Consider the following 22,547-nt stretch of genomic DNA (forward strand, 5'->3'; position numbering starts at 1 on the left):
CGCCCGTCACACCAGGAACGCGAGCACCGCGAGGACGACGGCGCCCGCACCGAGCCCGGCCGCGGAGCGGATCGCGTCCCGGCTGCGCCGGCGTTCGGCGTCGAGATGGTCGCTGCGGTCCGCGGTGGTGAGGGTGAGCGGCTGCTCCGGGCCCGCCGCGACCCGCACCCCGCCGGCCGCGCACCGGGCCTCCCCGACGACGGTGATCCGCTCGCCCGGCTCGATCCGCCACTCGGTGCGCTCGTAGCCCTGGGTGCCCGAGCCGATCCGCAGCAGGCCCAGGTCGATCCCCTCGTCCGGGTCCGGGCCCTCCTCGCGGCGCTCGGCGACCGGGAGGTCCATCCGGGCGTCGACCGGATCGACGGTGACGACGGCGTCGCCGTCGCGCAGGGTGAACCGGGTGCCGCCGCGGCGGTCGCCGACGATCTCGGTCTCGGTGCCCTTGTCACCGCGGTAGCGGCGCAGCGTCCGCTCCCGGAACCACAGGCAGTCCGCGCCGCTCAGCGGGGCGGCGCGGGTCTCCCCCTCGGCGACGCCGGTGAGCGTGACGACTCGGCGGAACGCCCCGGAACCCACCTGGGCCGACGCGGCCCCGGCCATCTCGACCAGATCGGCGAGACCGACCTCGGCGGCCCCGAGGCCGCGGGTCCACCGCTCGTGGTTCTCCCGGGCGAGCAGGAACCGCTGGTATGCGAGGTAACCCATGATCCCCGCGATACCCAGGAGAACGATGTGGAAGGTCGTCACGCGGGCGACAGTAGCCGGACGAAGCGGACACGCTGCCCGGTAGGACTACTCAGCCGCGCAGCATCTCCGCGACCAGGAAGGCCAGCTCCAGGCTCTGCTGGGTGTTGAGCCGCGGATCGCACGCCGTCTCGTAGCGGCCGGCCAGATCGGTGTCGGAGATCCGCTGCGCGCCGCCCAGGCACTCGGTGACGTCCTCGCCGGTCACCTCGACGTGGATGCCGCCCGGGTGCGTGCCGAGCGAGCGGTGCACCTCGAAGAAGCCCTGCACCTCGTCGACGATCCGGTCGAAGTGTCGGGTCTTGTAGCCGGTGGACGCCTCGTGCGTGTTGCCGTGCATCGGGTCGCACTGCCAGATGACCTTGTGCCCGGACGCGGTGACCTTCTCGACGATCGCCGGCAGCACGTCGCGGACCTTGTCGTTGCCCATCCGCGAGATCAGCGACAGCCGGCCGGGCCGGTTCAGCGGGTCCAGCCGCTCGACGTACTCGACGGCCTGGTCGGGCGTCGTCGACGGGCCGATCTTCATGCCGATCGGGTTCGCCAGCAGCTCCGCGAACGCGACATGCGCGCCGTCGAGCTGGCGGGTGCGCTCGCCGATCCAGAGGAAGTGGGTGGACAGGTCGTAGAGCTTCGGGGCTTCCCCACCGGTCTGGTCCCGCTCCAGGTCCAGCCGCAGCATCGCCCGCTCGTAGTCGAGCAGCAGCGCCTCGTGGCTGGCGTAGAACTCGACCTGGTGCAGGTTGTGGTCGCGCACGCCGCAGGCGTCCATGAAGCGGACGGCGCGGTCGATCTCGGCGGCGACCGCCTCGTAGCGGACGCCCGCGGCGGAGGTGCGGACGAAGTCCTTGTTCCAGTCGTGCACCTTCGTCAGGTCCGCCATGCCGGTCGCGGTGAGCCCGCGGACCAGGTTCATCGCGGCCGAGGCGTTGGCGTAGGCGCGGATCATCCGGGACGGGTCCGGGACGCGGCCGGCCGGGTCCGGCGCGAGCCCGTTGACGATGTCGCCGCGGTAGGACGGCAGCCCGGCCGAGTCGACCGGGGAGCTGCGCGGCTTGGCGTACTGGCCGGCGATCCGGCCGACCTTGACCACCGGCATCGACGCGCCGTAGGTGAGGACGACGGCCATCTGCAGCAGCGTCCGGATGGTCGCCCGGATGTGCGGCTCGGTGTTGTCGACGAAGGTCTCCGCGCAGTCGCCGCCCTGCAGCAGGAACGCCTCGCCGTTGGCGACGTCGGCGAGCCGCGACTGCAGCCGGTCGACCTCCGGCGGGAGCACGACCGGTGGGACCGACTCGAGCACCTTCCGGACGTCACCCACCCGCGACGGCTCGGGCCACTCGGGCTGCTGCTGGGCGGGGCGGGAGAGGGCGTCGTCCAGCGCGGAGCGCAGGTCCGCGGGCAGCGGCGGCAGCTCCGGGAGGACGTCGATCGGCGCGTCGACGGACCAGTTCACGACACCCAGACTAGGCCCGTGCGATCGGCGCCGGAGCCCCGGCCCCTGTGCCGAGCGCCTCGGCGATGACCTCCCAGCGGCGCAGGTTGTGCCGGGCGTCGGCGAGCGCGTCGTGCGCGTCCCGCGGCGGCGGGGGCAGCGTGGGGCGGCCGGCGTCCTCCCAGCGCTGGCGCAGCTCCCGGGTGAACCGGGGCATCGGCCGGGGCAGCGCGGGCATCGCGCCCCACAGCTGGCAGAGCGCGACGTGGTCGTAGGCGGCGATCCAGGCCCACAGCTCGACGTCGCCCGGCGCGGAGGTGCAGAATTCCAGCAGCTCGTCGCGGATCCGGGCCCGCGACATCCACGCCCGGTCGGCCGGCGAGGGGAGCTTGGGCAGCACGTTCGCGCGGACCCACCTGCCGGCGCGGTCCGGGTCGAACTCGGTGGACACGGCGTAGAACTCGCGGCCGTCCTCGCCGACGACGCCGATCGACACCAGGTCGATCGTGGTGCCGTCCTCGATGAACTCGCAGTCGTAGAAGAAGCGCATGGTGGGACCTGTGTACCCGGCCGCTCAGCTGGCGCGGGAGTCGGGCACGTTCGCGTCCGGACGACGGGGGCCGGGCCGGGCCGGCGCGGGGGGCGGCGAGCCGGTGGCGGCCCGCTCCTTGACCGAGGCGGCGTAGAGGTCGACGTAGGTCTGCCCGGACAGCTCCATCAGGTTGTACATGATCTCGTCGGTCATCGAGCGCTCGATGAACCGGTCGCCGGCCATGCCCTCGTAGCGGGAGAAGTCGATCGGCTCGCCGATCACGATGCGGACCTTGCGCGGCCGCCACATCTTCGAGCCGATCGGGTTGACCTTGTCGGTGCCGACCATCGCCACCGGGATCACCGGGACACCGCCCTCCAGGGCCATCCGGGCGACGCCGGTCTTGCCCTTGTAGAGCTTCCCGTCCGGCGAGCGGGTGCCCTCGGGGTAGATGCCGAGCAGCTTGCCCTCGCCGAGCAGCCGGACCGCGGTGTCCATCGCGGCCCGCGCGGCCGAGCCGCCGGAGCGGTCCACCGGGACCTGGCCGACGCCGGTGAAGAACTGCTTCTTGAGCCAGCCGCGGATCCCGGGCTCGGTGAAGTACTCGCGCTTGGCGAGGAACGTGACCCTCCGCGGCAGCATCAGCGGCAGGAAGAACGAGTCGGCCACCGCGAGGTGGTTGCTGGCGAGGATCGCACCCCCGCGCTCGGGCACGTTCTCGGCGCCCACGATCTCGGGTCGGCAGAAGACCCGCATCAGCGGGCCGAGCAGCACGAACTTGGACCACCAGTACAGCACCCTGCGCTGCCTCCCTACGACTTCCGGCGACAGCCTACGGAGCCCTCGGTGCTCCCCACAACGGGGCCGTGCCCGCACCCGGCCGGGCGGTGCCCGGCCCGGTGCGGCCCGGCGGCGGGGCGTGACAGGATGGCCCGGCATGCGCCGGTGGGGCCGGGAAGGACGGGCATGGACCCAGCACGCGGCCGGGGAGACCGACCGGAGGACGACTTCGAGTCCATCGTCGCGGGATGGCGCGACGAGGGCTCGGTGCCCGACTGGCCCGGCGAGCGCGCCGAGCCGGCCGAGCCCACAGTGCAGCCCGGCGAGCGCCCCGTGCACCGGCCGGGCCCGTCGGCCGAGACCGAGGACGACGACCACTACCACCCGCCCGAGCCGCCGCCGCTGCCGCGGCCGGGCCCGCCCGCCGTCGTCGGCGGCGGGCTGATCGGGCTGGGCCTGGTGCTGTGCATCTCGCCGGGACTGATCGGTGTGGGCGGCAGCTGGCCGCTCCCGCTGGGGCTGGTGCTGATGGCGGCCGGACTGACCTGGCTGGTGCTGCGGCTGTGGACCGGCGAGCCGGGCGACGACGGCCCGGACCCGCACGACGACGGCTCCCGGCTCTAGCCGGCCCCCGCGCCGGCGACGGCCTCCCTGGCCAGCGTCGCCGCGCCCACGACGGCCGCGGCCGCGCCGAGCTGCGCGGTGCGGATCCGGGCCAGCGGCCGGTTCCCGGCGCCGGTGGCGATCCGTGCGTAGTGCTCGCGGGCCGCGTCCAGGAACTGCGGCGCGGACGCCGACACCCCGCCCGCGATCACCACCAGGTCCGGATCGAACACGTCGGCGACCAGCGAGAGCCCCTCCCCCAGCCAGTGCCCCAGCTCGGCCATCGCGGCCCGGCCGATCGGGTCGCCCTCCCGGGCCGCCGCGCCGACCCGCCTGCCGGTGATCCGGCCCGGGTCCCGTGCGGCCTCCCTGGCCAGCACCGACGGGCCGGGCGGGTGCGGCCCGGAGATCAGCTCCAGCGCGGTCGCGGCCAGCGCGGTGCCGCTGCAGTAGCGCTCCCAGCAGCCGCGCTTGCCGCACGGGCAGGCCCGGCCGTCCGGGACGACGCGCAGGTGCCCCAGCTCGGGTGCGACGCCGTGCGCCCCGCGGTACAGCTCGCCGTCGAGCAGCAGCGCCGCGCCGATCCCGGTGCCCAGCGCGATCAGCACCGCGGCGGACGCGCCCGCGGCGGCCCCGTGCCGGCGCTCCGCCAGCGCGGCCGAGTTCGCATCGTGCTCGACGACGACCGGCAGCCCGCCCAGGCGCTCCGAGATCCGCTGCGCGACCGGGGCCTCCCGCCAGGACAGGTGCGGGGCGTAGCGGACCAGCCCGCGACCGGCGTCGACGAACCCGGCCAGCGCGAGCCCGGCCGCGGACACCCGGTGCCTGCCGCGCAGCTCGTCGACGGCGCCGGCGATGGCCGCCTCCAGCGCGTCGTCGGTGCCGGGGGTGGGGGCCGAGACGGTGTCCAGGACCTCGCCGTCGTCGCCGACCGCCCCGGCCCGCACGCTGGTCCCTCCCACGTCGACGCCGACGGTGAGGGCGCGGGTCATGTCCGGTGCACCACGATCCGCTGCACGGACCGGCCGCCGTGGGTCCGGGTGCCGGGGCGGCCGTGCCCGGGGCGGGTGTGACCGTGCTGGCCGGGCCGGCCGTTCGGGGCGCCGCCCTCGTCGGGCCGGCCGTGCTCGCCGGACCGGCTGTGCTCGCCGGGCCGGCTGTGCTCGCCGGGCCGGCCGGGCGCGCCGTCCTGTTCCAGCACCGCCACCAGCACCGCGAGCAGCCCGGTCGCGTGCCCGGCCAGCGACTCCGCCAGTTCCGACCGCTCGCCCCGGAACACGGCGAGCAGCGCGCACACCGGGCAGGCGGTGCAGGAGCCGGCGGCGCCGGGGGCCGGCTCGGTGCCCGCGCCGCCGGCGACCGGCTCCAGCGCGACCCGCAGCCGTTCGAGCAGGTGCAGCGCGGTCTCCCGCAGGTCGTCCGGGAAACCGCCGTGAGTGCCGCAGGAACCGGCGGTCACGAGGTCATCCAGGTGCCCGGATCGGGCACGAAGGTGATCACCAGCCGGGCCTGCGCGCCGGTGCCCTCCAGCCGGGCGCCGGTGGCCTCGCAGCGCCGCAGCACCGACGGCAGCGACACCATCCGCCGGGAGAACCCGATCCCGACGACCATGTCGTCGCCGACCCGGGCCAGGTCCAGCGGGGCGTCCTCGGCGCCGGGCAGCGCGACGTCCAGCTCGAACTCGGTGTCGGCGGAGACGCCCTGGCCCGCGGTGCGGCGCAGCTCCATCAGCGGCCGCGGCGCGCGCTCCTCGGGCACCCCGGCCGGGTCGCGGTCGCCGTAGATCGAGCGGGCCAGCTCGCGCAGCGACCCCACGCCGGTCGGCTCGGCGGCGGTGTAGCGGACCGCGGTGACCGGCACGTCCGCGGCGAGCTGCTCCAGCTCGCCCAGCACCGCCTGCTGCTCGGTCGCCCGCTCGCGCAGCCAGCGGGCGGCCGGCCCGCGCAGCGACGGCGGCGGGCCGGGCATCACCCGGTTCGCCATCAGCGCGTCCACCCGCAGCTCGTGCAGGGCGAGCGCGGTCAGCGTGCGGCGGGTCTCCGCGGCGACCACCCGCTCCGGGGTGAGGACCAGCCGGATCGAGGTCCGGGAGCGGTCGGCGAGCAGCCCGCGCAGCCCGGCGAGCTGATCGGCCAGCGCGCCCAGCGCGGCGACCGTGCGCTCCCAGCCTGCGCCGTCGTTCTTCGCGCCCGCCAGGTTCGCGACCAGCCCGCGGACCGCCCTGCGGTGCGCCGGGAACAGGCGTTCCAGGTAGCCCGACAGCGCCTCGGGCAGGGTGAGCAGCCGCAGGGTCTCCGCGGTCGGTCCGCAGTCGACGACCACCACGTCGTACTCACCGGAGTCGGCGAACCGCTGCACCTCGACCAGCGCGAGCAGGTCCTCCACACCGGGCAGCACGGTCAGCTCGTCGGCCACCAGCTCGTCGACCCCGGCGCCGGCCAGCATCGTGCGCAGGTGGCCCTGCAGCTCGCCCCAGGCACCCTCGAGCAGGTGCCGGGCCTCGATGTGCGCGGCCCACAGGTTCTCCGCGACCGGGGTGGGATCGGCGCCCAGCTCGGCGTCCAGTGCGTCGCCCAGCGAGTGCGCGGGATCGGTCGAGACCACCAGCGCGGACCGGCCGGACCCGGCGAGCAGCGCGGCAGTGGCCGCGGCGAGGGTGGTCTTGCCGACCCCGCCCTTGCCGGTGAACAGCACGACGCGCACGCCGCGGAGCGTAACGATCGCTGCGACACCGGCTCCGCCTGACCCGCCGAAGCGGATCGCGAGGCGGGCCTCAGCCCTTCTCGACGCGCCGCTTCAGTCCCTTCAGGGCGGCGTCGATGATCACCTTCTCGGCCTTGCGCCGGAGCATCCCGATCATCGGGAAGTTGACCTCGACGGACAGCTCGTAGGTGACCGTGGTGCCGGAACCGTCCGCCTCCAGCCGGTAGGCGCCGTCCTGCGCGCGCTGGATGCCGCCCTTGACCAGCGTCCACCAGACGGACAGGTCGTCGTCGGCCCAGGTGTAGTCCAGTGTGTACGAGTCCTTGATCGCGCCGGCGTCCATCGAGAACCGCACCTGGGAGGCACGGTCGCCGCTGCCCGGGTCGAGGATCTCGACCGCGGTGATCTGGTCGGTCCACTCCGGGTACGACGCGAAGTCCGCGATCACCGCCATCACCTGGTCCGGCGGGGCGTCGATATGGATCGAGGAGGTGGTCGCGTCGGCCATGGCGGGAGGCTATCCCGTGCTCACAGGTGCAGCACGCAGGGCCGCTCGAGTGCGCGGAAGTGGCCGACGTTGACGCACTCCGTCCAGCCGAGCCGGGTGCGCCGGTGCAACGGCTGGTGGACGTGCCCGAACAGTGCGTGCGACGGCTGCTCGCCGCGGATCCGGGCGGCCAGCGGCACGCTGGCGATCTCGCCCCGCCGGGTGACGACATCGTAGGTCAGCAGCGGGAGGTCCGGCGGGACGTGCGTGCACAGCAGATCGGCCGGGCCGAGCGCGTCGAGCCGGGCGGTCCAGTCCTCGTGCCGCAGGAAGTGCGGCTGCCACGGTCCGCTCCGGCGCGGATCGACGCCGGGCGGGAGCGGCACCCCGCCGAGGAAACCGATCCGGCGCCCGCCGATCTCGATCACCCGGCCGTCCGCGCGGACCACCCCGTCGACGTCCGGCCAGACCTCGGGCATGTCGACGTTGCCGGGGATCGCCCAGACCGGGACGTCCAGCCCGCCGAGCACGCCGAAGATCTCGGCGTACTGCGCGGTGACCGCCTCGACGACGGCGGCGGCCGGATCGGCGAACCGGCTCCAGGACCGTTCGAGCAGGCCCTGGACCTGGGCGCGGGGCGCGCCGATCCGGCGCATCCGGCCGAACTCGGCGGCGATCCCGGAGCCGAGCAGCCGCGAGATGATGCCGTTCTCCGGGTCCCGGTAGTCGACGAACTCCAGCAGGTCGCCGAGCACGAGCAGGCCGTCCGCGCCGTCCGCGGCGCGGGCCAGGGCACGGGTGTTGCCGTGGACGTCGGAGACGACGTGCAGCCGCACTCAGCGACCCCCGTCCGGCGCGACCCCGGCCCGGCGCCCGGCCTCCAGCCTGCGCTTCAGCGCGAACGCGTGCGCCTTGAACGCGCGGTGCCGCCGGTCGGACTCGGCACGGCTGCGACCTGCGCGCCGGCCGCCCGGCCGGTCGGCCGACGCGCGCAGGAACCAATGCAGGACGGTGCCGTCGAGCACCTCCTCGCACCAGACCTCCATGGTCCCGGTGAGCGCGCCGGTGACGGTCCAGCGGATCCCGGCGGGGCCGCGGTCGTGCGCGACCTCCGGCGCCAGGTCCGGCCAGTAGGACGGCCAGCGGGCCGGGTCGGCGAACTCGGCAGCCACCCGCTCACGGGGGACGGCCAGGAACGTCTCGTCGACGACGTCCACCGACGGGGGCACGAACCGGCCCGGCTGCACTGGTGACGCGCTCGGCACGACGGTCAGCGTGCCACCCTGCCCACGGTCCGCCGACAGGGGTACCGTGCCGCCGTCGATACGGCCGGACGGGTCCGTTCCGTATCCGTTATGCCCGAGTCGATGTACTCGGACCCTACTTGACGGTAGGTTCGTGTCCCAGCAGGTCGGCATGCGTGCCGCCGACCGCATTCTGCCTGTCGAGGCCGCCAGGAGGTCGATCCCCGTGCGTGAGTACAGCGTCCCCGCCACGGTGTCCGTGGGTGCCGACGAGTCGGTCTCCGATGCCGTCTTCGAGAACGCCGCGCAGCATGCCGCCGACGTCCTCTACCGCCGCAAGGGCGCCGACGGCGTGTGGAGCGACATCACCGCAGCCGAGTTCGCCGAGCAGGTCACCCGGGTCGCCGCCGGCCTGATCGCGGCCGGCGTCCAGGCCGGTGACCGGATCGGTCTGCTGTCCCGGACCCGCTACGAGTGGACCCTGTTCGACTACGCGATCCTCGCCGCGGGCGGGGTGACCGTGCCGATCTACGAGACGTCCTCGCCGGACCAGATCTCCTGGATCCTCTCCGACTCCGGTGCGGTCGGGATCGTCGTCGAGACGGCCGAGCACACCGCGTCGATCGAGAAGATCCGGGCCGACGTGCCCGAGCTCCGGCACGTCTGGCAGATCGAGCCCTCGGGTGCCGCGCCGGACAGCCCGTCCGCGGTCGAGCAGCTCACCGGGCTGGGCTCGGACACCGCCGACGACGTCGTGCACGAGCGCCGCAACGCGGTGCGCGCCGACGACCTCGCCACCCTGATCTACACCTCCGGTACCACCGGCCGGCCCAAGGGCTGCGAGCTGACCCACCGCAACCTGCTCAGCGAGTGCCGCACGATCGCCTCGACGATCCCGGACCTGCTCGCCCACGGCGGTTCGGTGCTGCTGTTCCTGCCGCTCGCGCACGTGTTCGGCAAGGTCATCCAGTGCGGCGCGCTGACCAGCCGCACCGTGGTCGGGCACAGCCCGGACGTGAAGAACCTGCTGCCCGACCTGGCCGAGTTCAAGCCGACCTTCCTGCTCGCGGTGCCGCGGGTGTTCGAGAAGGTCTACAACGGCGCGCGGCTGCGGGCGCACAACGATGGCAAGGGCCGGATCTTCGACGCCGCCGCCGACACCGCGATCGCTTACTCCGAGGCGCTCGACACCGGCGGCCCCGGTCTGGTGCTCAAGGCCAAGCACGCGCTGTTCGACAAGCTCGTCTACGGCAAGCTGCGCGCCGCGGTCGGCGGGAACGTGACCGCCGCCGTGTCCGGCTCGGCCCCGCTCGGTGCCCGGCTCGGCCACTTCTTCCGCGGCATCGGGCTGCCGGTGCTCGAGGGCTACGGGCTGACCGAGACCACCGCGGGCATCACCCTGAACACCCTCGACGCCCAGCGGGTCGGCTCGGTCGGGCGCCCGGTGCCGGGCTGCGCGGTCCGGATCGCCGAGGACGGCGAGGTCATGCTGCGCGGCGACATCGTCTTCCAGGGGTACTGGCACAACGAGGACGCCTCGAAGGAGGCCCTGGAGGACGACGGCTGGTTCCACTCCGGCGACATCGGCGAGCTCGACGACGCCGGCTTCCTGACGATCACCGGCCGGAAGAAGGAGATCATCGTCACCGCGGGCGGCAAGAACGTCGCCCCGGCCGTGCTCGAGGACCGGCTGCGGGCGCACCCGCTGGTCGGCCAGTGCATCGTGGTCGGCGACCAGAAGCCGTTCATCTCGGCGCTGGTCACCATCGACCCGGAGGCGCTGCCCGGCTGGCGCGAGCGCAACGGCAAGCCGGAGGGCGCGGGCGGGTCCGCGTCCGACCTGGTCGACGACCCGGAGCTGCGCGGCGAGATCGCCGCCGCGGTCGAGGAGGCCAACCAGGCGGTGTCGCGGGCCGAGCAGATCCGCAAGTTCCGGATCCTGCCCGCCGACTTCAGCGAGGCCGGCGGTGAGCTGACGCCGACCATGAAGGTGAAGCGCAAGGTCGTCGTCGACACCTACTCCGGCGAGATCGAGGCCCTCTACTCCGGGGCGGCCGCCGAGCGGAGCTGATCCGCCGCCGTCCGTCCGGCCAGGTGGGCGTGCAGCCGTGTCGCCGCGGCCCGGCCACCCCAGATCCGCCGCACCCGGTCCCGCCCGGCCCGGCCCATCGCCAGGGCCCGGGCGGGATCGGTGAGCAGCCCGGCCAGCCGGTCCACCAGGGCCGCGACGTCCCGGCCCGGCACGACGTGGCCGGTGACGCCCTCGGCGACCGTCTCCGGGGCGCCGCCGGAGTCGCCGGCGACCACCGGTAGCCCGGCGGCCGCGGCCTCCAGCAGCGCGATGCCCAGCCCCTCGACGTCCAGCCCGCCCAGGTGGGTCCGGCAGGGCAGCGCGAACACGTCCGCCGCCGCGTGGTGCGCGGCGAGCTCGGCCGCAGGCACCCGGCCGGTGAAGACCACCGCGTCGTCCGTCCCGTGCCGGGCGGCGAGCCGGTGCAACCGGTCCCGGTACGGGCCGCCGCCGACCAGCAGCAGCCGGGTGCCGGGGACCCGGCGGCGCAGCAGCGGCAGCGCGGCGACCAGGGTGTCCTGGCCCTTGCGCGGCATCAGCCGGGACACACAGCTGACGACCGGCGCCTCACCCAGCCGGTACCGCGCCCGGATCTCCGCGCGGGCCGCCGGATCGGGCGCGAACCGGTCGGTGTCGACCGGTGGCGGCAGCGGCTCCAGCGCGGCGTACGGCCCGAACGCGGCGGCGATCCGGTCCCGGGTCCAGTGGGAGACGGTGGTGACGACGTCGGCGTCGGTCCCGATCCGGCGCAGCGCCTGCCGGGCCACGGGAAGCATCGACCAGCCGACCTCGTGCCCGTGCGTGCTCGCGACGACCCGGCCGATCCCCGCCCGCCTGCGCAGGTGCGGCCCGAGCAGGCCGAGCGGGGCGGCAGCGCCGAACCACGCCGTCTCCGCGCCGTGGCTGCGGGCGAGCCGGACCGCGCGGCGGGCCACGTCCGGTCCGGGGAGCATCAGCGGGCCGGGATGGCGGTGCACCGGGAACGGGGCGAGGGCGTCGAACTCCGCCGCGCCGGGCCAGTCCGGCGCGTAGACGGCGAGCTCACCGGGCGGCAGTGCGCGGGCGAGATCGTGCAGGTAGCTCTGGATCCCGCCGGTGCGCGGCGGGAAGTCGTTGGTCACCAGCAGCGTGCGGGGCACGTCCGCGACGGTATCCCGGGTGGTCGGGGACCGATGCGCACGGCGTCCGACGGCCGGTGCGCGCGCCCGGGCCGGGGGCACGTCCGGGACGGGGACGGCCGGGACGGCGGCGCCGCACGCGGGGGACGCGTCGGGGATGCGGGCCGCCGTCCGGCTCTCGGGGAGCGGACGAACCGCGCTCCGCACCGGTCCGCCGTGTCGCCCTCGGGGTGGGCTCCACGACTCGGCCGTCCGGGTGGCGGGGGACCATCCGTCGACACGGCCGGTGAGGAGGTCGTGCTGTTCAGGTGAACGAGCGGGAACGTCTCCGGTTACGGATCGGCAACGAAAAGATCTGCCGGGTCCCCGCAGCGGTCCGGTGGGCCGTTTCTGTCGGACCCCTGCCCTAGCGTCCGCGGTGATCGATCGACGACCCACCGGTACGACCCAGAAGGAGGCGTGATGATCGTCGACTGCGACCGCTGCCAGGTGCGCGACACCGCCTGTGGCGACTGTGTGATCGGGGTGCTCATGGATGTGCCCGAGATCGACCGCCCGATCCCCTACCTGCCCGTCGACATGCCCGGCGAGCTGCTCGGCACACCGGTCCGGGCCGAACACGCGGGCGGCCCGGCGAGCGGGCCGCTGGAGTTCTCCGAGCCGGAGCGGCGCGCGCTGCAGGTGCTCGCCGAGCAGGGGCTGATCCCGCACCTGCGGCTGGTGGAGGCCGGCGCCGGGCGGGCGCAGCAGCCGGCCCGCCCGATGCTGCCGATGCCGGTGGTGCCGCCCCGGCAGCGCGATGTCGGCTGAGCCCGGCGCGACCGGCCGGGGCCCCGCCGCCGGTGGGGTGTGCCGGTCAGCCGCCGAGCCGGCGCAGCAGCACCGCGGAGGGCACCGAGTGCGCGCCGCGGCGCCGGACCGAGCGGACGACCTCCTGGTCGGAGGTCGCGACGAGCAGCGGCCTGCCCCGCGGCTCGGCGGCTACCAGATCGCGGATCACGTCGTCGGCGATCACCCCGGCCTCGCTGAACAGCACCCGCACGCCGCGGGCGCCGCGCAGCGGGGCCGCGCTGACCGCGGCGCCGTCGAACACCACGGTGATCTCGGCGCCGGTCCGCGCGCCCAGCGCGCCGAGCTGCCCGACCAGGCGGGTGCGCTGGTCGGCCAGCGGCAGGTCCGGGTACCCGGTCTTGCTCACGTTGTAGCCGTCGACGATCAGGTGCACCGAGGGCATCGCGAGCAGCGTGTCCAGGGCCGCGAGACCGTCGACCGGCAGCCCGGCCCGGCCGCCGGTCGCGCCGGCGGCGGTGTCCGCCGTGCCCGCGACGAGATCGGCCGGTCGCGGGCCGCCCGCCCCGACGTCGAGCTCGCGGCGGAGCCCGGCGATCGCGCCACCCACCGTGTCGAGCAGCAGCTCGAGGCGCACCTCGTCGCCGCGCCGGGCCTCGCGCGCCGCCTGCCGCGCCGCCGCGACCTCGCGCGCCGCGGCGTCCGCCCGCCTGCGCTCGGCGGCGGCCCGCTCCCGTTCCCGCTCGGCGTCCGCGCGCGCCTCGGCCAGCCGGTCGTCGGCGCCCGCCCGCAGCGTCGCCACCTCGGCCTCCAGCTCGGCCCGCGCGTCCAGCGCCGCCCGCAGCCGGGCCCCCTGCTCACTGACCCGGCGGCGCATCTGCTGGTACTCGGCCTGGTGCTCGGTCACCACCGACCGGACCCGCTCGCGCTCCTCGGCCAGCTCGGCCTGCGCGCGTTCCAGCTCGGCGGTGACCTTCTCCACCTTCGCGATGGCCTCGTCGCGCTCGGCCCGCAGCGAGGACAGGTCACCGGTCTGCTCGGCCTCCGCGACCCGCCGGGCGGCCAGCGGATCACCGGTGAGCAGGGCGACCGCCGCGGCGTCCAGCTTGTCGACCGGGGCGGGTAGCGGCGGGTGGTCCCCGTCGGCGCCCGCGGCGGATCCCACCGGGCCCGGTCCGGTGGCTGTGCCGCTGTCCGGGGCCCCGGCCGGCGGGAGCTCCAGCTCGCCCGCCCGGTTCTCGGCCCACCAGGCGACCACGGCCGCCCGGAACGCCGGATCCCGTTCGAGGCGGGCGACCAGCGCCTGTCCGCCGAGCCGGGCCCGCTTCGCCGGGGTGAACCTTGCGAACCGGCGCAGCGGGCCGGGCACGTCCGCCACCGGCATCGCGGCGAGGGCGGTGCCGGCGATCTCCGCGAGCCGGGAGCGCAGCGGCGCAGTCAGCGGCGGCCAGTCCTCGGCGTCCGCGGGGGTGGCGGCAGCAGCGTCCGCGGGGTTGGCGGCAGCAGCGTCCGCGGGGGCTGCGGCGCCCGGTGCGGCCACGGCGCCGCGGGGCTCCGGGCCCGCGCACGGGGCTCCGGCGGGCTCCGGGCCCGACGGGGCGCCGCGGACCGCAGGCCCCGGTTGCTCTCCGTCGTTGTGCGCCATCGGTCAAGGCTATCTCCGACTGTGTCGGGGCGCCGCCGCCCGCGCCGGGCCGGTGGCCGGTCGCGCCCGATCGGTGACCGACTCCGCGGTCGCAGAATCGTCTCGAAAAGCGAGAATGAGACGCATCAGCTGGTTCTGATCGAATTTTGCTCCGCCTGAGCGGTATCGGACACCCTGCCGCACGGCCACCGGGTCCGGGCGCACTCGAACATACTGTCGGGCCCCGGCGCTACCGTCCGGCCGTGACCACCTGCTCCCCGCAGCTCACCTTCGACGAGCTGGGCACCCCCCTGCGCGACGTCACGTTCTGCGTCGTCGATCTCGAGACGACCGGTGGCAGCCACCGCACCGATGCGATCACCGAGGTCGGCCTGGTCTCGGTGCGCGGCGGCGAGCGGCTCGCCGAGCTGTCCACCCTGGTGGCGCCGGGCACCCCCGTTCCGCCGGACGTGTCCCGGCTCACCGGGATCACCGACGCGATGCTCGCCGGGGCGCCACCACTGGGCGCGGTGCTGCCCGGCGTGCTCGACCACCTGCGCGGATCGGTCCTGGTCGCGCACAACGCGCCGTTCGACACCGGGTTCCTGCGGGCCGCCTGCCAACGCCAGGAGCGCCCGTGGCCGTCGCCACCGGTGCTGTGCACCGCCCGGCTGGCCCGCGCCGTGCTGCCGCACTCCGAGTGCCCCAGCGTCCGGCTCGGCGCGCTCGCGGCGCACTTCGGCTGCGCCACCACGCCCGACCACCGGGCCCTCACCGACGCGCGGGCCACCGTCGAGGTGCTGCACCACATGCTGGAGCGGATCGGCAACCTCGGCGTGCAGAGCATCGAGGAGCTGCTCCAGCTGGTGCGCGACCGCGCGCCGCACCGTCCGACCACCGCCCAGCGCCGGCGCAGGCACCTCGCGAACGACGTCCCCGCCGCCCCCGGCGTGTACCTGTTCCGGGACGGTCGCGGCGAGGTCCTCTACGTCGGCACCAGCGGCGACCTGCACCGCCGGGTCCGCTCGTACTTCACCGCCGGGGAGCGGCGGCGCCGGGTGCGCGAGATGGTCGCCCAGGCCGAGCGGGTCGACACCGTCGTCTGTGCGCACGCGCTGGAGGCGTCGGTGCGGGAGCTGCGGCTGATCGCGGCGCACCGCCCCCGCTACAACCGGCGCTCCCGCAACCCCGGCCGGGTCTGGTGGGTGGCGCCGACCGCGGAGGCGTTCCCGCGGCTCTCGGTCGTCGCGACGCCGCGGCCCGGAGCGCTCGGCCCCTTCACCTCCCGGCGCGGCGCAGCCGACGTGCTCGACGCCGCGCTCGACGCGGTGCAGCTGCGCCGGTGCACGATCCGGATCCCGGCCCGCAATCCCGCGGCCACCCCGTGCGTGCTGCACGAGCTGGGGCGGTGCGCCGCCCCGTGCGCCGGCCTGCAGCCCGCCGAGGAGTACCGGCCCGCGGTGGACGCCTGGCACGACCTGGTCACCGGCCGCGACGACGCACCGCTGCGGGCGCTGGCCGCCGATGTCGCGTCCCGGGCCGCTGAGGGGCGCTACGAGGCCGCGGCCCGCGCCCGGGACCGGCTGGCCCACCTGGCCTCCGGGATCGACCGCGCGGGCACCCTCTCGGCGCTGGCCTGTCTGGACGAGGTGGTGGGTGCCCGGCCGGACGGTGCGGGCGGCTGGCAGCTCGCCGTCGTCCGGCACGGACGGCTGGCCGCCGCCGGGAACGCGCCGCGCGGGGTGCGGCCGATGCCGGAGGTGGAGTCGCTGCGGCGGAGCGCGCAGACCGTGCTGCCCGGGCCGGGGCCGCTGCGCGGCGCGCACGCCGAGGAGGTGCGGCTGCTGCACCGCTGGCTCACCGACGGCGGCACCCGCCTGGTGCGCAGCGATCCGCCGTGGGCCGAGCCCGCACACGGCGGGGGGCCGTGGCGGTCCTGGGCGGAGCAGGCCAGGGACGCGGCGCACCGCACCGGCGAGGAAGCGCGATGATCGCCGCGGTGGTGCGCAGGGCCGCGCGGATCGCGGTCCCGTGCACCACCGCGGTGATCACACGCGGAAGGGCCCCGCCGGTGGCGGGGCCCTTCCTATCGTGCGTGTCGTACGCGGGGGTCAGTCGCCCGGCTGCTGCGGGCGGCCGCCGTCGTCCGGTCGGCCGGACAGCTCCTCCCGGCGGGACTCCAGCTCCCGCCGGGCCGCCGCGCGCTCGTCGCGCTCGGCGAGCTCGCGCTCGTGCACCTCGTGCCGGGCCCGGGCGAGCGCCCTGGTCTCGTCCGCCGGGTCCGGCGAGAGCAGCGAACCGGGGACCGGCTCGCCGGCCGAGCCCAGCTGGTTCATCCGCTTCGGGACCGAGGTGCCCTGATACTCCAGCTCGATCGGGTGCCCGTGCGAGTCGACACCGGCCAGCGGCTGGTGCACCTCGATGAACTCGCCGTGCGGCAGCCGCTTGATGATGCCTGTCTCGATGCCGTGCTCGAGCACGGCCCGGTCCGACTTCTGCAGGCCCAGGCACCAGCGGTAGGTCACCCAGTACACGATCGGCGGCACGATCAGCAGACCCAGCCGGCCCGCCCACGTCGTCGCGTTCAGCGAGATGTGGAAGAACAGCGCGATCCAGTCGTTGAACCCGCACATCACGAGCCACAGGTAGAACGAGATCGCCATCGCGCCGAGCGCCGTGCGGACCGGGACGTCCCGCGGGCGCTGCAGCAGGTTGTGGATCGCGTCGTCCCCGGTGAACCTGCGTTCGATCGCCGGATAGGCGGCCGCCACCAGGAACAGCACCGGGAGGAAGCCCGCCGTCGGGATGAACGCGGACGGGATCGTGTACGTGTCGAAGAGGTAGAACTCCCACGGCGGGAAGATCCGGGCCATCCCCTCGGACCACAGCATGTAGAAGTCCGGCTGCGAACCCGCGGAGATGTGCGAGGCGTCGTACGGGCCCAGATGCCAGATGCCGTTGATCTGGAACAGGCCGCTGATCAGGCAGATCACGCCGGCGGTGACGGCGAAGAAGGCGCCGCCCTTGGCCGCGAACTGCGGCATGATCCGCACGCCGACGACGTTGTTCTCGGTCCGGCCCGGCCCCGGGAACTGGGTGTGCTTCTGGTACCAGACGAGCCCGAGGTGCACCGCGATCAGCGCCAGGATGATCCCGGGCAGCACGAGCACGTGGATGATGTAGAGCCTCGGGATGATCTCCGTGCCGGGGAACTCACCCCCGAACAGCGCCCAGTGCACCCAGGTGCCCATGACCGGCACGGTCAGCGTGATGCCCGAGGCGATCCGCAGGCCGACCCCGGAGAGCAGGTCGTCCGGCAGCGAGTAGCCGGTGAAGCCCTCGAACGTGCCGAGCAGGATCAGGACGATGCCGATGACCCAGTTCGTCTCACGCGGCTTGCGGAACGCGCCGGTGAAGAACACCCGGAACATGTGGATGATCATCGAGGCGACGAAGAGCAGCGCCGCCCAGTGGTGCACCTGGCGCATGAACAGGCCACCGCGGACCTCGAAGGAGATCTCCAGCGCCGACTCGTAGGCGCGCGACATGTGCACGCCGCGCAGCGGGTCGTACGGGCCGTTGTAGACGATCTCCTCCATCGAGGGATCGAAGAACAGCGCCAGGTAGGTGCCCGACAGCAACAGGATGATGAAGCTGTAGAGCGCGACCTCACCGAGCATGAACGACCAGTGCGTCGGGAAGACCTTGTTGAACTGCTTGCGCAGCCCCGCGGCCGGGTGGAAGCGCTGGTCGAGCTGGTCCAGTGCGTCGGCGGCCTTGGACGACCCCCCTCCCGGGGAGGACGTCGGTGTGGTGATCGAACTCATGTCGTCTTCGGCCTCTCCCAGAACGCAGGTCCGACGGGCTCGACGAAGTCGCTCACCGCGACGAAGTAGCCCTCATCGTTCACCGTGATCGGCAGCTGGGGCAGCGGGCGGGCGGCCGGCCCGAACACGGGCATGGCGTCCTCCGTCGCCAGGAACTGCGACTGGTGGCAGGGGCACAGGATGCGGTTGTCCTGCGCCTGGTACAGCGACGTCGGGCAGCCGACGTGCGTGCACACCTTCGACCAGGCGTAGTAGTCGCCGTAGTTGAAGTCCTCCTGACCGGGGCGCGGGTTCACCACGGTGCCGGGCCGGAGGCGGATCAGCATGACCGGCGCGTCGGAGGCGCGCTGCGCGTGCAGCAGCTCCTCCTCGTTCCCGCGCTCGCTCTCCCGGTACGGGAAGACGGTCATCATCGATCCGGGCTCCATGTCCTCGGGCCGCACGCGTGCGATCTCGCTGAGGATACCGGTGTCGGTGCGCAGGTACACCGTCTCGCCGTTCTCCGGGCGCCATCCGGTGTGCCACAGCGGGGCCTCGTCGCCCTCGGCCCACGGGTTCCGGATGATCCCGCCGAGCGCGACCACACCGGTGCCGATCCCGACCACCGTGGCGGCCAGCCCGGCGCTGCGGATGATCAGCTTCCGCCGCCCGAGGGTGGTGCCCTTCCCGGCGTCGGTCAGCTGGGCGATCACGGTCCGGCGGTCCAGCTCGTCGGACGGCCCGTCGTGCCGCTGCTGGACCGACACCTCGTGCGGGAACAGCTTCTTGACCGCCTGGATCACCGCGATGCCCAGCGCCAGGATGGAGAACCCGAAGGTGAAGCCGATCACCGGCGTGTACATCGAGTAGATCGTGTAGCCGGGCTCGCCGACGTTCACGTACTCCCACGGCCACCAGATGAAGGCGACCACGAACGCGAGCCCGGACAGCGCCGAGATCACGAACCACAGGGCGACCGACCGCTCGGCCCGCTTCTCCGCCCGCGTCCCCGGGATCGGGAACGCCGGCGTGTTGTGCACGACCTCGACCTCGTCGAGCTCGCCGGCCAACCGGGCCAGCTGCTCGGGCGACATCTCGTCGAGCTCCTCACGGGTCGGACGCCTGTCCGCCCCGGTGCTCACCTCGCTGCTCAACTCTTCGCCCCCAACCAGATCGCGAAACCGACCAGCCCGGACATGACGAACACGAACACGAAGATGCCCTCCGCCGTCGGGCCGAGGCCCAGCAGCGAGTACCCACCCGGGTCGTTGGTCTCGTTGACCGACTTGATGTACGCGATGATGTCGCGCTTCTCCTCCGGCGTGAGCTGCTGGTCGGAGAACCGCGGCATGTTCTGCGGACCGGTCTGCATCGCCGTGTAGATCTGCGACTCGCTGGCCGGGGCCAGCGCCGGGGCGTACTTGCCGGACGACAGCGCGCCGCCGACACCGGTGAAGTTGTGGCAGGACGCGCAGTTCAGCCGGTAGAGCGTGCCACCGCGGCCCGGGTCGTCCCCGCGCAGCGCCTCGCCCCGCTCGGCCGGCGTGATCGGCCCGCCGCCGTTGACCTGGATGTAGGCGCCCAGCGCCTCCAGGTTCGCGCGGCCCTCGGCGGTGTCCGGGTCGAAGATCGGCAGCGGGTGCTTGCGGGCTGCCTGCGCCTCCTGGCGGGCCATCGGCATCCGGCCCGACGAGACCTGGAAGTACACCGCCGCATCGCCGACGCCGATCAGGCTCGGCCCGCGGTCCTGCTCGCCCTGCAGGTTCGCACCGTGGCAGGTGATGCAGGTGTTGTTGTAGAGCTGCTCACCCTGCGCGATCAGAGCGGCGTCCGGCTGCGCCTCGGCGACCTGCGGCTGGGGCGCCAGGGCGGTGTAGAGGAAGCCGACGGTGACCAGGCTGAGGCCGATGGCCAGAGCACCCGCGATCCTGCGGTGGGTCTTGCCGTGCGGGCGGGAGCGGCGTCCGGCCTTCTGTTCGGGCCGGCCGCCCGGTGGTGGGTTCTGGGCTGCGCTGTCAGCGCCCTCGGGATTCTCGGTCATCGCTGGGGGTCTTCCAACCTCGACGTCGTGGCGGGTGCGGTCAGGGGGTCAGCCGGCTAGCGGATGAAGTAGATGACGGCGAACAGCGCGATCCACACCACGTCGACGAAGTGCCAGTAGTAGGACACGACGATCGCAGCGGTGGCCTGTGCCGGGGTGAACTTGCTCAGCTTGGTCCGGATGATCAGGTAGACGAACGCGACCAGACCGCCGATGACGTGCAGGCCGTGGAAGCCGGTCGCCATGAAGAAGACCGACCCGTAGGCGCTGGACGAGATCGTCGTCGCGTGGTGGGTGGCCAGCACGTAGTACTCGTAGGACTGGCCGATGACGAAGAAGGTGCCCATCAGCAGGGTCACGACGTACCAGCGGCGGAGCCCGAACACGTCGCCGCGCTCGGCGGCGAACACACCGAACTGGCAGGTGAACGACGACGCGACGAGGACGATCGTGATCGTCAGCGCGTACGGGACGTCGAGCTCCGTCGGGGGCGGGGGCCACGGTCCGTCGTTCTGCGCCCGCGCGGTGAAGTACATCGCGAACAGCCCGGCGAAGAACATCAGCTCGCTGGCGAGCCAGACGATGGTGCCGATACTGACCAGGTTCGGGCGGTTCAGCGAATGGATCCGCGCGCTGATGTTGGGTGCCGCTGTCGTCACGCCGGGCATTATGACCCGAGCCGAACTTCTACGGCTTGTCGGGATACCCATCCGCGCATCACGATCGGCGAACGGTGCCCGTGATCAGCAGATCCTCGGCCGGCCGGAGCGGCGGCCGTGTCGCGCCCGGTGCCGCAACGGTGGAACGGACGACGCCCCCGCCGGGTTCCCGGCGCCCGGCCGCCCGGCCGGGCCGCGCGCACCGTCTACTATCCGACGGGTGGCGAGCGGAGCAGCGGCAGAGATCGGCGGCGCGACCGGCGGGACGGCGGGCGGCACCAGCACCGTGCTGGTCTACAGCCACCGTCCCGAGGTGCGCGAGGGCATCATCAACGCGGTCGGGCGACGGCCCGCACCGGACGTCGGCCGGGTGACCTACCTCGAGGCGAGCGGCATCGCCGAGGTGCTCGCGGCCTGCGACGCCGGCGCGGCGGACCTGCTCGTCCTCGACGGCGAGGCGCAGCCGACCGGCGGGATGGGCGTCGCCAAGCAGCTGCGGCACGAGATCGTCGACTGTCCCCCGATCGTGCTGACCGTCCGGCGCCGCGACGACCGGTGGCTGGCCACCTGGTCGGAGGCCGACGCCGTGCTGGTGCACCCTCTCGACCCGATCGAGTCCGCCGAGGTCGTCGCCCAGGTCCTGCGCGAGCACCGCGCCGGAACCCTGACCGCACAGAAGTAGAAGGACACATCGCGTGAGCGCACCCACCTGGCCCTCCGTGATCGGCCGGCTGGTGAGCGGCCGGGACGTCAGCGCCGAGGAGGCCACCTGGGCGATGGGTCAGGTGTTCGCCGGCGAGGCGACCCCGGCCCAGCTCGCCGGGTTCCTCGTGGCGCTGCGCGCGAAGGGCGAGACCCCCGCCGAGATCTCCGGCATGGCCGACGCGATGCTGGCGCACGCACTGCGGGTGGACGTGCCCGGGCGGGCCGTCGATGTCGTCGGCACCGGCGGCGACCAGGCGCACACGGTGAACATCTCGACGATGTCGGCGATCGTCGTCGCCGCCGCCGGTGCGCCGGTGGTCAAGCACGGCGGGCGGGCCGCGTCGTCCCAGTCCGGCACGGCGGACGTGCTGGAGACGCTCGGCGTCGCGATCGAGCTGACCCCGGCCGCCGTCGAGCGGTGCGTCGCCGAGCTGGGCATCGGGTTCTGCTTCGCGCAGGCGTTCCACCCGGCCATGCGCTTCGCCGGCGGGGTCCGCCGCGAGCTGGGCGTGCCGACCGCGATGAACCTGCTGGGCCCGCTGTCCAACCCGGCCCAGCCGGCGACCGGGCTGATCGGCTGCGCCGATCCGGTGCACGCCCCGACGATGGCCGAGGTGTTCGCCCGGCGCGGCAAGTCGGTACTGGTCGTCCGCGGCGACGACGGCCTCGACGAGCTGACCACCACGACGTCCAGCTCGGTCTGGATCGCCGACGGCGGCGAGGTCCGCCGGGCCCGGCTGGATCCGGCCGATCTCGGCGTGCGCCCGGCCACCGCCGACGACCTGCGCGGCGGGACCCCCGAGGTGAACGCCGCCGTGGTGCGCGACCTGCTGGCCGGGAAGACCGGCCCGGTGCGGGACGCGGTGCTGCTCAACGCGGCGGGCGCGCTGGCCGCGCACCGCGGGATCGGGGACGACCTCACCGCCGCGATCGGCGACGCGCTGGAGACGGTCGCCCGGGCGATCGACTCCGGGGCCGGGGCCGATCTGCTGGCCCGCTGGGCGGCGCTGTCCACCGAGCTCGCCGCGGGCTGACGCCGAGCGCGGCCATCGCCGGCCCGACGACCCGTTCACCGAGTTCCGCCCCGGCCGGACCGGACGGGCTGGGTGCCCGTTCCAGCAGGATCAGCCCGGCGACGAGGTCCGGCCGGTCGAGCGCGGTCTGCAGCGCAGATGGCGCCGCCCGAGGAGTGCCCGACGATCCAGG

General features: G+C 74.3%; 22 protein-coding genes. 6 read left to right on the forward strand and 16 right to left on the reverse strand.

The genetic code is table 11. The annotated features are described in order from the left end of the window. Positions 1-6 precede the first annotated feature (6 nt). From ABZ881_RS05040 to ABZ881_RS05055, 4 genes are read right to left on the reverse strand one after another with little or no spacing between them, the layout of a single operon-like run. Positions 7-747, reverse strand: coding sequence for a GIDE domain-containing protein (locus ABZ881_RS05040; RefSeq protein ID WP_358481904.1), 741 nt, complete (start codon positions 745-747; stop codon positions 7-9). 49 nt (positions 748-796) lie between these two features. Next, a complete protein-coding gene (locus tag ABZ881_RS05045; RefSeq protein ID WP_358481906.1) occupies positions 797-2,200 on the reverse strand; it encodes a class II 3-deoxy-7-phosphoheptulonate synthase in 1,404 nt (467 codons plus the stop codon). A 10-nt stretch (positions 2,201-2,210) separates the two neighbouring features. After that, positions 2,211-2,729 (reverse strand): polyadenylate-specific 3'-exoribonuclease AS, encoded by a 519-nt coding sequence (locus ABZ881_RS05050; protein WP_344018783.1) that lies wholly within the window; start codon positions 2,727-2,729, stop codon positions 2,211-2,213. Between the two features lie 24 nt (positions 2,730-2,753). Continuing rightward, positions 2,754-3,509, reverse strand: coding sequence for a lysophospholipid acyltransferase family protein (locus ABZ881_RS05055; RefSeq protein WP_344018780.1), 756 nt, complete (start codon positions 3,507-3,509; stop codon positions 2,754-2,756). A 168-nt stretch (positions 3,510-3,677) separates the two neighbouring features. Between ABZ881_RS05055 and ABZ881_RS05060 the strand changes: the two genes are divergently transcribed. Beyond that, positions 3,678-4,115, forward strand: coding sequence for a DUF308 domain-containing protein (locus ABZ881_RS05060; protein ID WP_358481909.1), 438 nt, complete (start codon positions 3,678-3,680; stop codon positions 4,113-4,115). On the opposite strand, the gene ABZ881_RS05065 is transcribed toward ABZ881_RS05060, so the two are convergent. The 6 genes from ABZ881_RS05065 to ABZ881_RS05090 all read right to left on the reverse strand — a co-directional run bounded on the left by ABZ881_RS05065 (position 4,112) and on the right by ABZ881_RS05090 (position 8,549). Then, the gene (locus ABZ881_RS05065; RefSeq protein WP_358481910.1) at positions 4,112-5,086 is read right to left on the reverse strand and encodes an ROK family protein; all 975 of its coding nucleotides are present in this window, start codon (positions 5,084-5,086) and stop codon (positions 4,112-4,114) included. The genes ABZ881_RS05060 and ABZ881_RS05065 overlap by 4 nt on opposite strands. Further along, positions 5,083-5,553, reverse strand: a complete 471-nt coding sequence (locus ABZ881_RS05070) for a hypothetical protein (protein ID WP_358481912.1) — start codon at positions 5,551-5,553, stop codon at positions 5,083-5,085. The genes ABZ881_RS05065 and ABZ881_RS05070 overlap by 4 nt, the downstream gene beginning before the upstream one ends. Further along, positions 5,550-6,797, reverse strand: a complete 1,248-nt coding sequence (locus tag ABZ881_RS05075) for an ArsA family ATPase (protein ID WP_358481913.1) — start codon at positions 6,795-6,797, stop codon at positions 5,550-5,552. Before ABZ881_RS05075 ends, ABZ881_RS05070 begins: the two co-directional genes overlap by 4 nt. Positions 6,798-6,867: 70 nt before the next feature. Further along, complete coding sequence (locus tag ABZ881_RS05080) at positions 6,868-7,305, reverse strand: SRPBCC family protein (protein WP_344018769.1); 438 nt, start codon at positions 7,303-7,305, stop codon at positions 6,868-6,870. Positions 7,306-7,325: 20 nt separating this feature from the next. Continuing rightward, entirely contained in the window at positions 7,326-8,120 is a 795-nt protein-coding gene (locus ABZ881_RS05085) for a metallophosphoesterase (protein WP_358481915.1), read from the reverse strand. Further along, on the reverse strand, positions 8,121-8,549 hold the full coding sequence (locus ABZ881_RS05090; protein ID WP_358481916.1) for a polyketide cyclase / dehydrase and lipid transport: 429 nt from the start codon (positions 8,547-8,549) through the stop codon (positions 8,121-8,123). A gap of 205 nt (positions 8,550-8,754) precedes the next feature. Between ABZ881_RS05090 and ABZ881_RS05095 the strand changes: the two genes are divergently transcribed. Then, on the forward strand, positions 8,755-10,599 hold the full coding sequence (locus tag ABZ881_RS05095) for an AMP-dependent synthetase/ligase (RefSeq protein WP_358481918.1): 1,845 nt from the start codon (positions 8,755-8,757) through the stop codon (positions 10,597-10,599). Here the strand turns inward: ABZ881_RS05095 and ABZ881_RS05100 are convergent. Beyond that, positions 10,569-11,738: a glycosyltransferase family 4 protein gene (locus ABZ881_RS05100; protein ID WP_358481919.1), complete on the reverse strand. Its 1,170-nt coding sequence runs from the start codon at positions 11,736-11,738 to the stop codon at positions 10,569-10,571. The two genes, ABZ881_RS05095 and ABZ881_RS05100, sit on opposite strands and share 31 nt — an antisense overlap. 441 nt (positions 11,739-12,179) lie before the next feature. Here ABZ881_RS05100 and ABZ881_RS05105 point away from each other — a divergent pair, with 441 nt between their 5' ends. Further along, positions 12,180-12,527: a hypothetical protein gene (locus ABZ881_RS05105; RefSeq protein WP_358481921.1), complete on the forward strand. Its 348-nt coding sequence runs from the start codon at positions 12,180-12,182 to the stop codon at positions 12,525-12,527. Between the two features lie 46 nt (positions 12,528-12,573). On the opposite strand, the gene ABZ881_RS05110 is transcribed toward ABZ881_RS05105, so the two are convergent. Continuing rightward, complete coding sequence (locus ABZ881_RS05110; protein ID WP_358481923.1) at positions 12,574-14,151, reverse strand: NYN domain-containing protein; 1,578 nt, start codon at positions 14,149-14,151, stop codon at positions 12,574-12,576. A 242-nt stretch (positions 14,152-14,393) separates the two neighbouring features. On the opposite strand from ABZ881_RS05110, the gene ABZ881_RS05115 reads away from it, so the two are divergent. Beyond that, complete coding sequence (locus ABZ881_RS05115; RefSeq protein WP_358481925.1) at positions 14,394-16,121, forward strand: DEDD exonuclease domain-containing protein; 1,728 nt, start codon at positions 14,394-14,396, stop codon at positions 16,119-16,121. 120 nt (positions 16,122-16,241) lie between these two features. Here the strand turns inward: ABZ881_RS05115 and ABZ881_RS05120 are convergent, their stop codons facing one another. Genes ABZ881_RS05120 through ABZ881_RS05135 form a run of 4 tightly spaced genes read right to left on the reverse strand, consistent with a single transcriptional unit; the run spans position 16,242 to position 20,645 of the window. Next, positions 16,242-17,957: a cytochrome bc complex cytochrome b subunit gene (locus ABZ881_RS05120; RefSeq protein ID WP_358481926.1), complete on the reverse strand. Its 1,716-nt coding sequence runs from the start codon at positions 17,955-17,957 to the stop codon at positions 16,242-16,244. Beyond that, positions 17,954-19,090, reverse strand: a complete 1,137-nt coding sequence (locus ABZ881_RS05125; protein ID WP_358481927.1) for a Rieske 2Fe-2S domain-containing protein — start codon at positions 19,088-19,090, stop codon at positions 17,954-17,956. The genes ABZ881_RS05120 and ABZ881_RS05125 overlap by 4 nt, the downstream gene beginning before the upstream one ends. Further along, the gene (locus tag ABZ881_RS05130; RefSeq protein ID WP_344018747.1) at positions 19,087-19,977 is read right to left on the reverse strand and encodes a cytochrome c; all 891 of its coding nucleotides are present in this window, start codon (positions 19,975-19,977) and stop codon (positions 19,087-19,089) included. Before ABZ881_RS05130 ends, ABZ881_RS05125 begins: the two co-directional genes overlap by 4 nt. 56 nt (positions 19,978-20,033) lie before the next feature. Then, complete coding sequence (locus tag ABZ881_RS05135; protein ID WP_344018745.1) at positions 20,034-20,645, reverse strand: heme-copper oxidase subunit III; 612 nt, start codon at positions 20,643-20,645, stop codon at positions 20,034-20,036. A 277-nt stretch (positions 20,646-20,922) separates the two neighbouring features. Between ABZ881_RS05135 and ABZ881_RS05140 the strand changes: the two genes are divergently transcribed. After that, complete coding sequence (locus ABZ881_RS05140) at positions 20,923-21,318, forward strand: response regulator (protein ID WP_344019328.1); 396 nt, start codon at positions 20,923-20,925, stop codon at positions 21,316-21,318. 13 nt (positions 21,319-21,331) lie between these two features. Continuing rightward, the gene (gene trpD / locus ABZ881_RS05145) at positions 21,332-22,375 is read left to right on the forward strand and encodes an anthranilate phosphoribosyltransferase (protein WP_344018743.1); all 1,044 of its coding nucleotides are present in this window, start codon (positions 21,332-21,334) and stop codon (positions 22,373-22,375) included. Positions 22,376-22,547 lie beyond the last annotated feature (172 nt).

Source organism: Pseudonocardia sp. NPDC046786 (assembly GCF_040645415.1).
Classification (GTDB): domain Bacteria; phylum Actinomycetota; class Actinomycetes; order Mycobacteriales; family Pseudonocardiaceae; genus Pseudonocardia; species Pseudonocardia kongjuensis.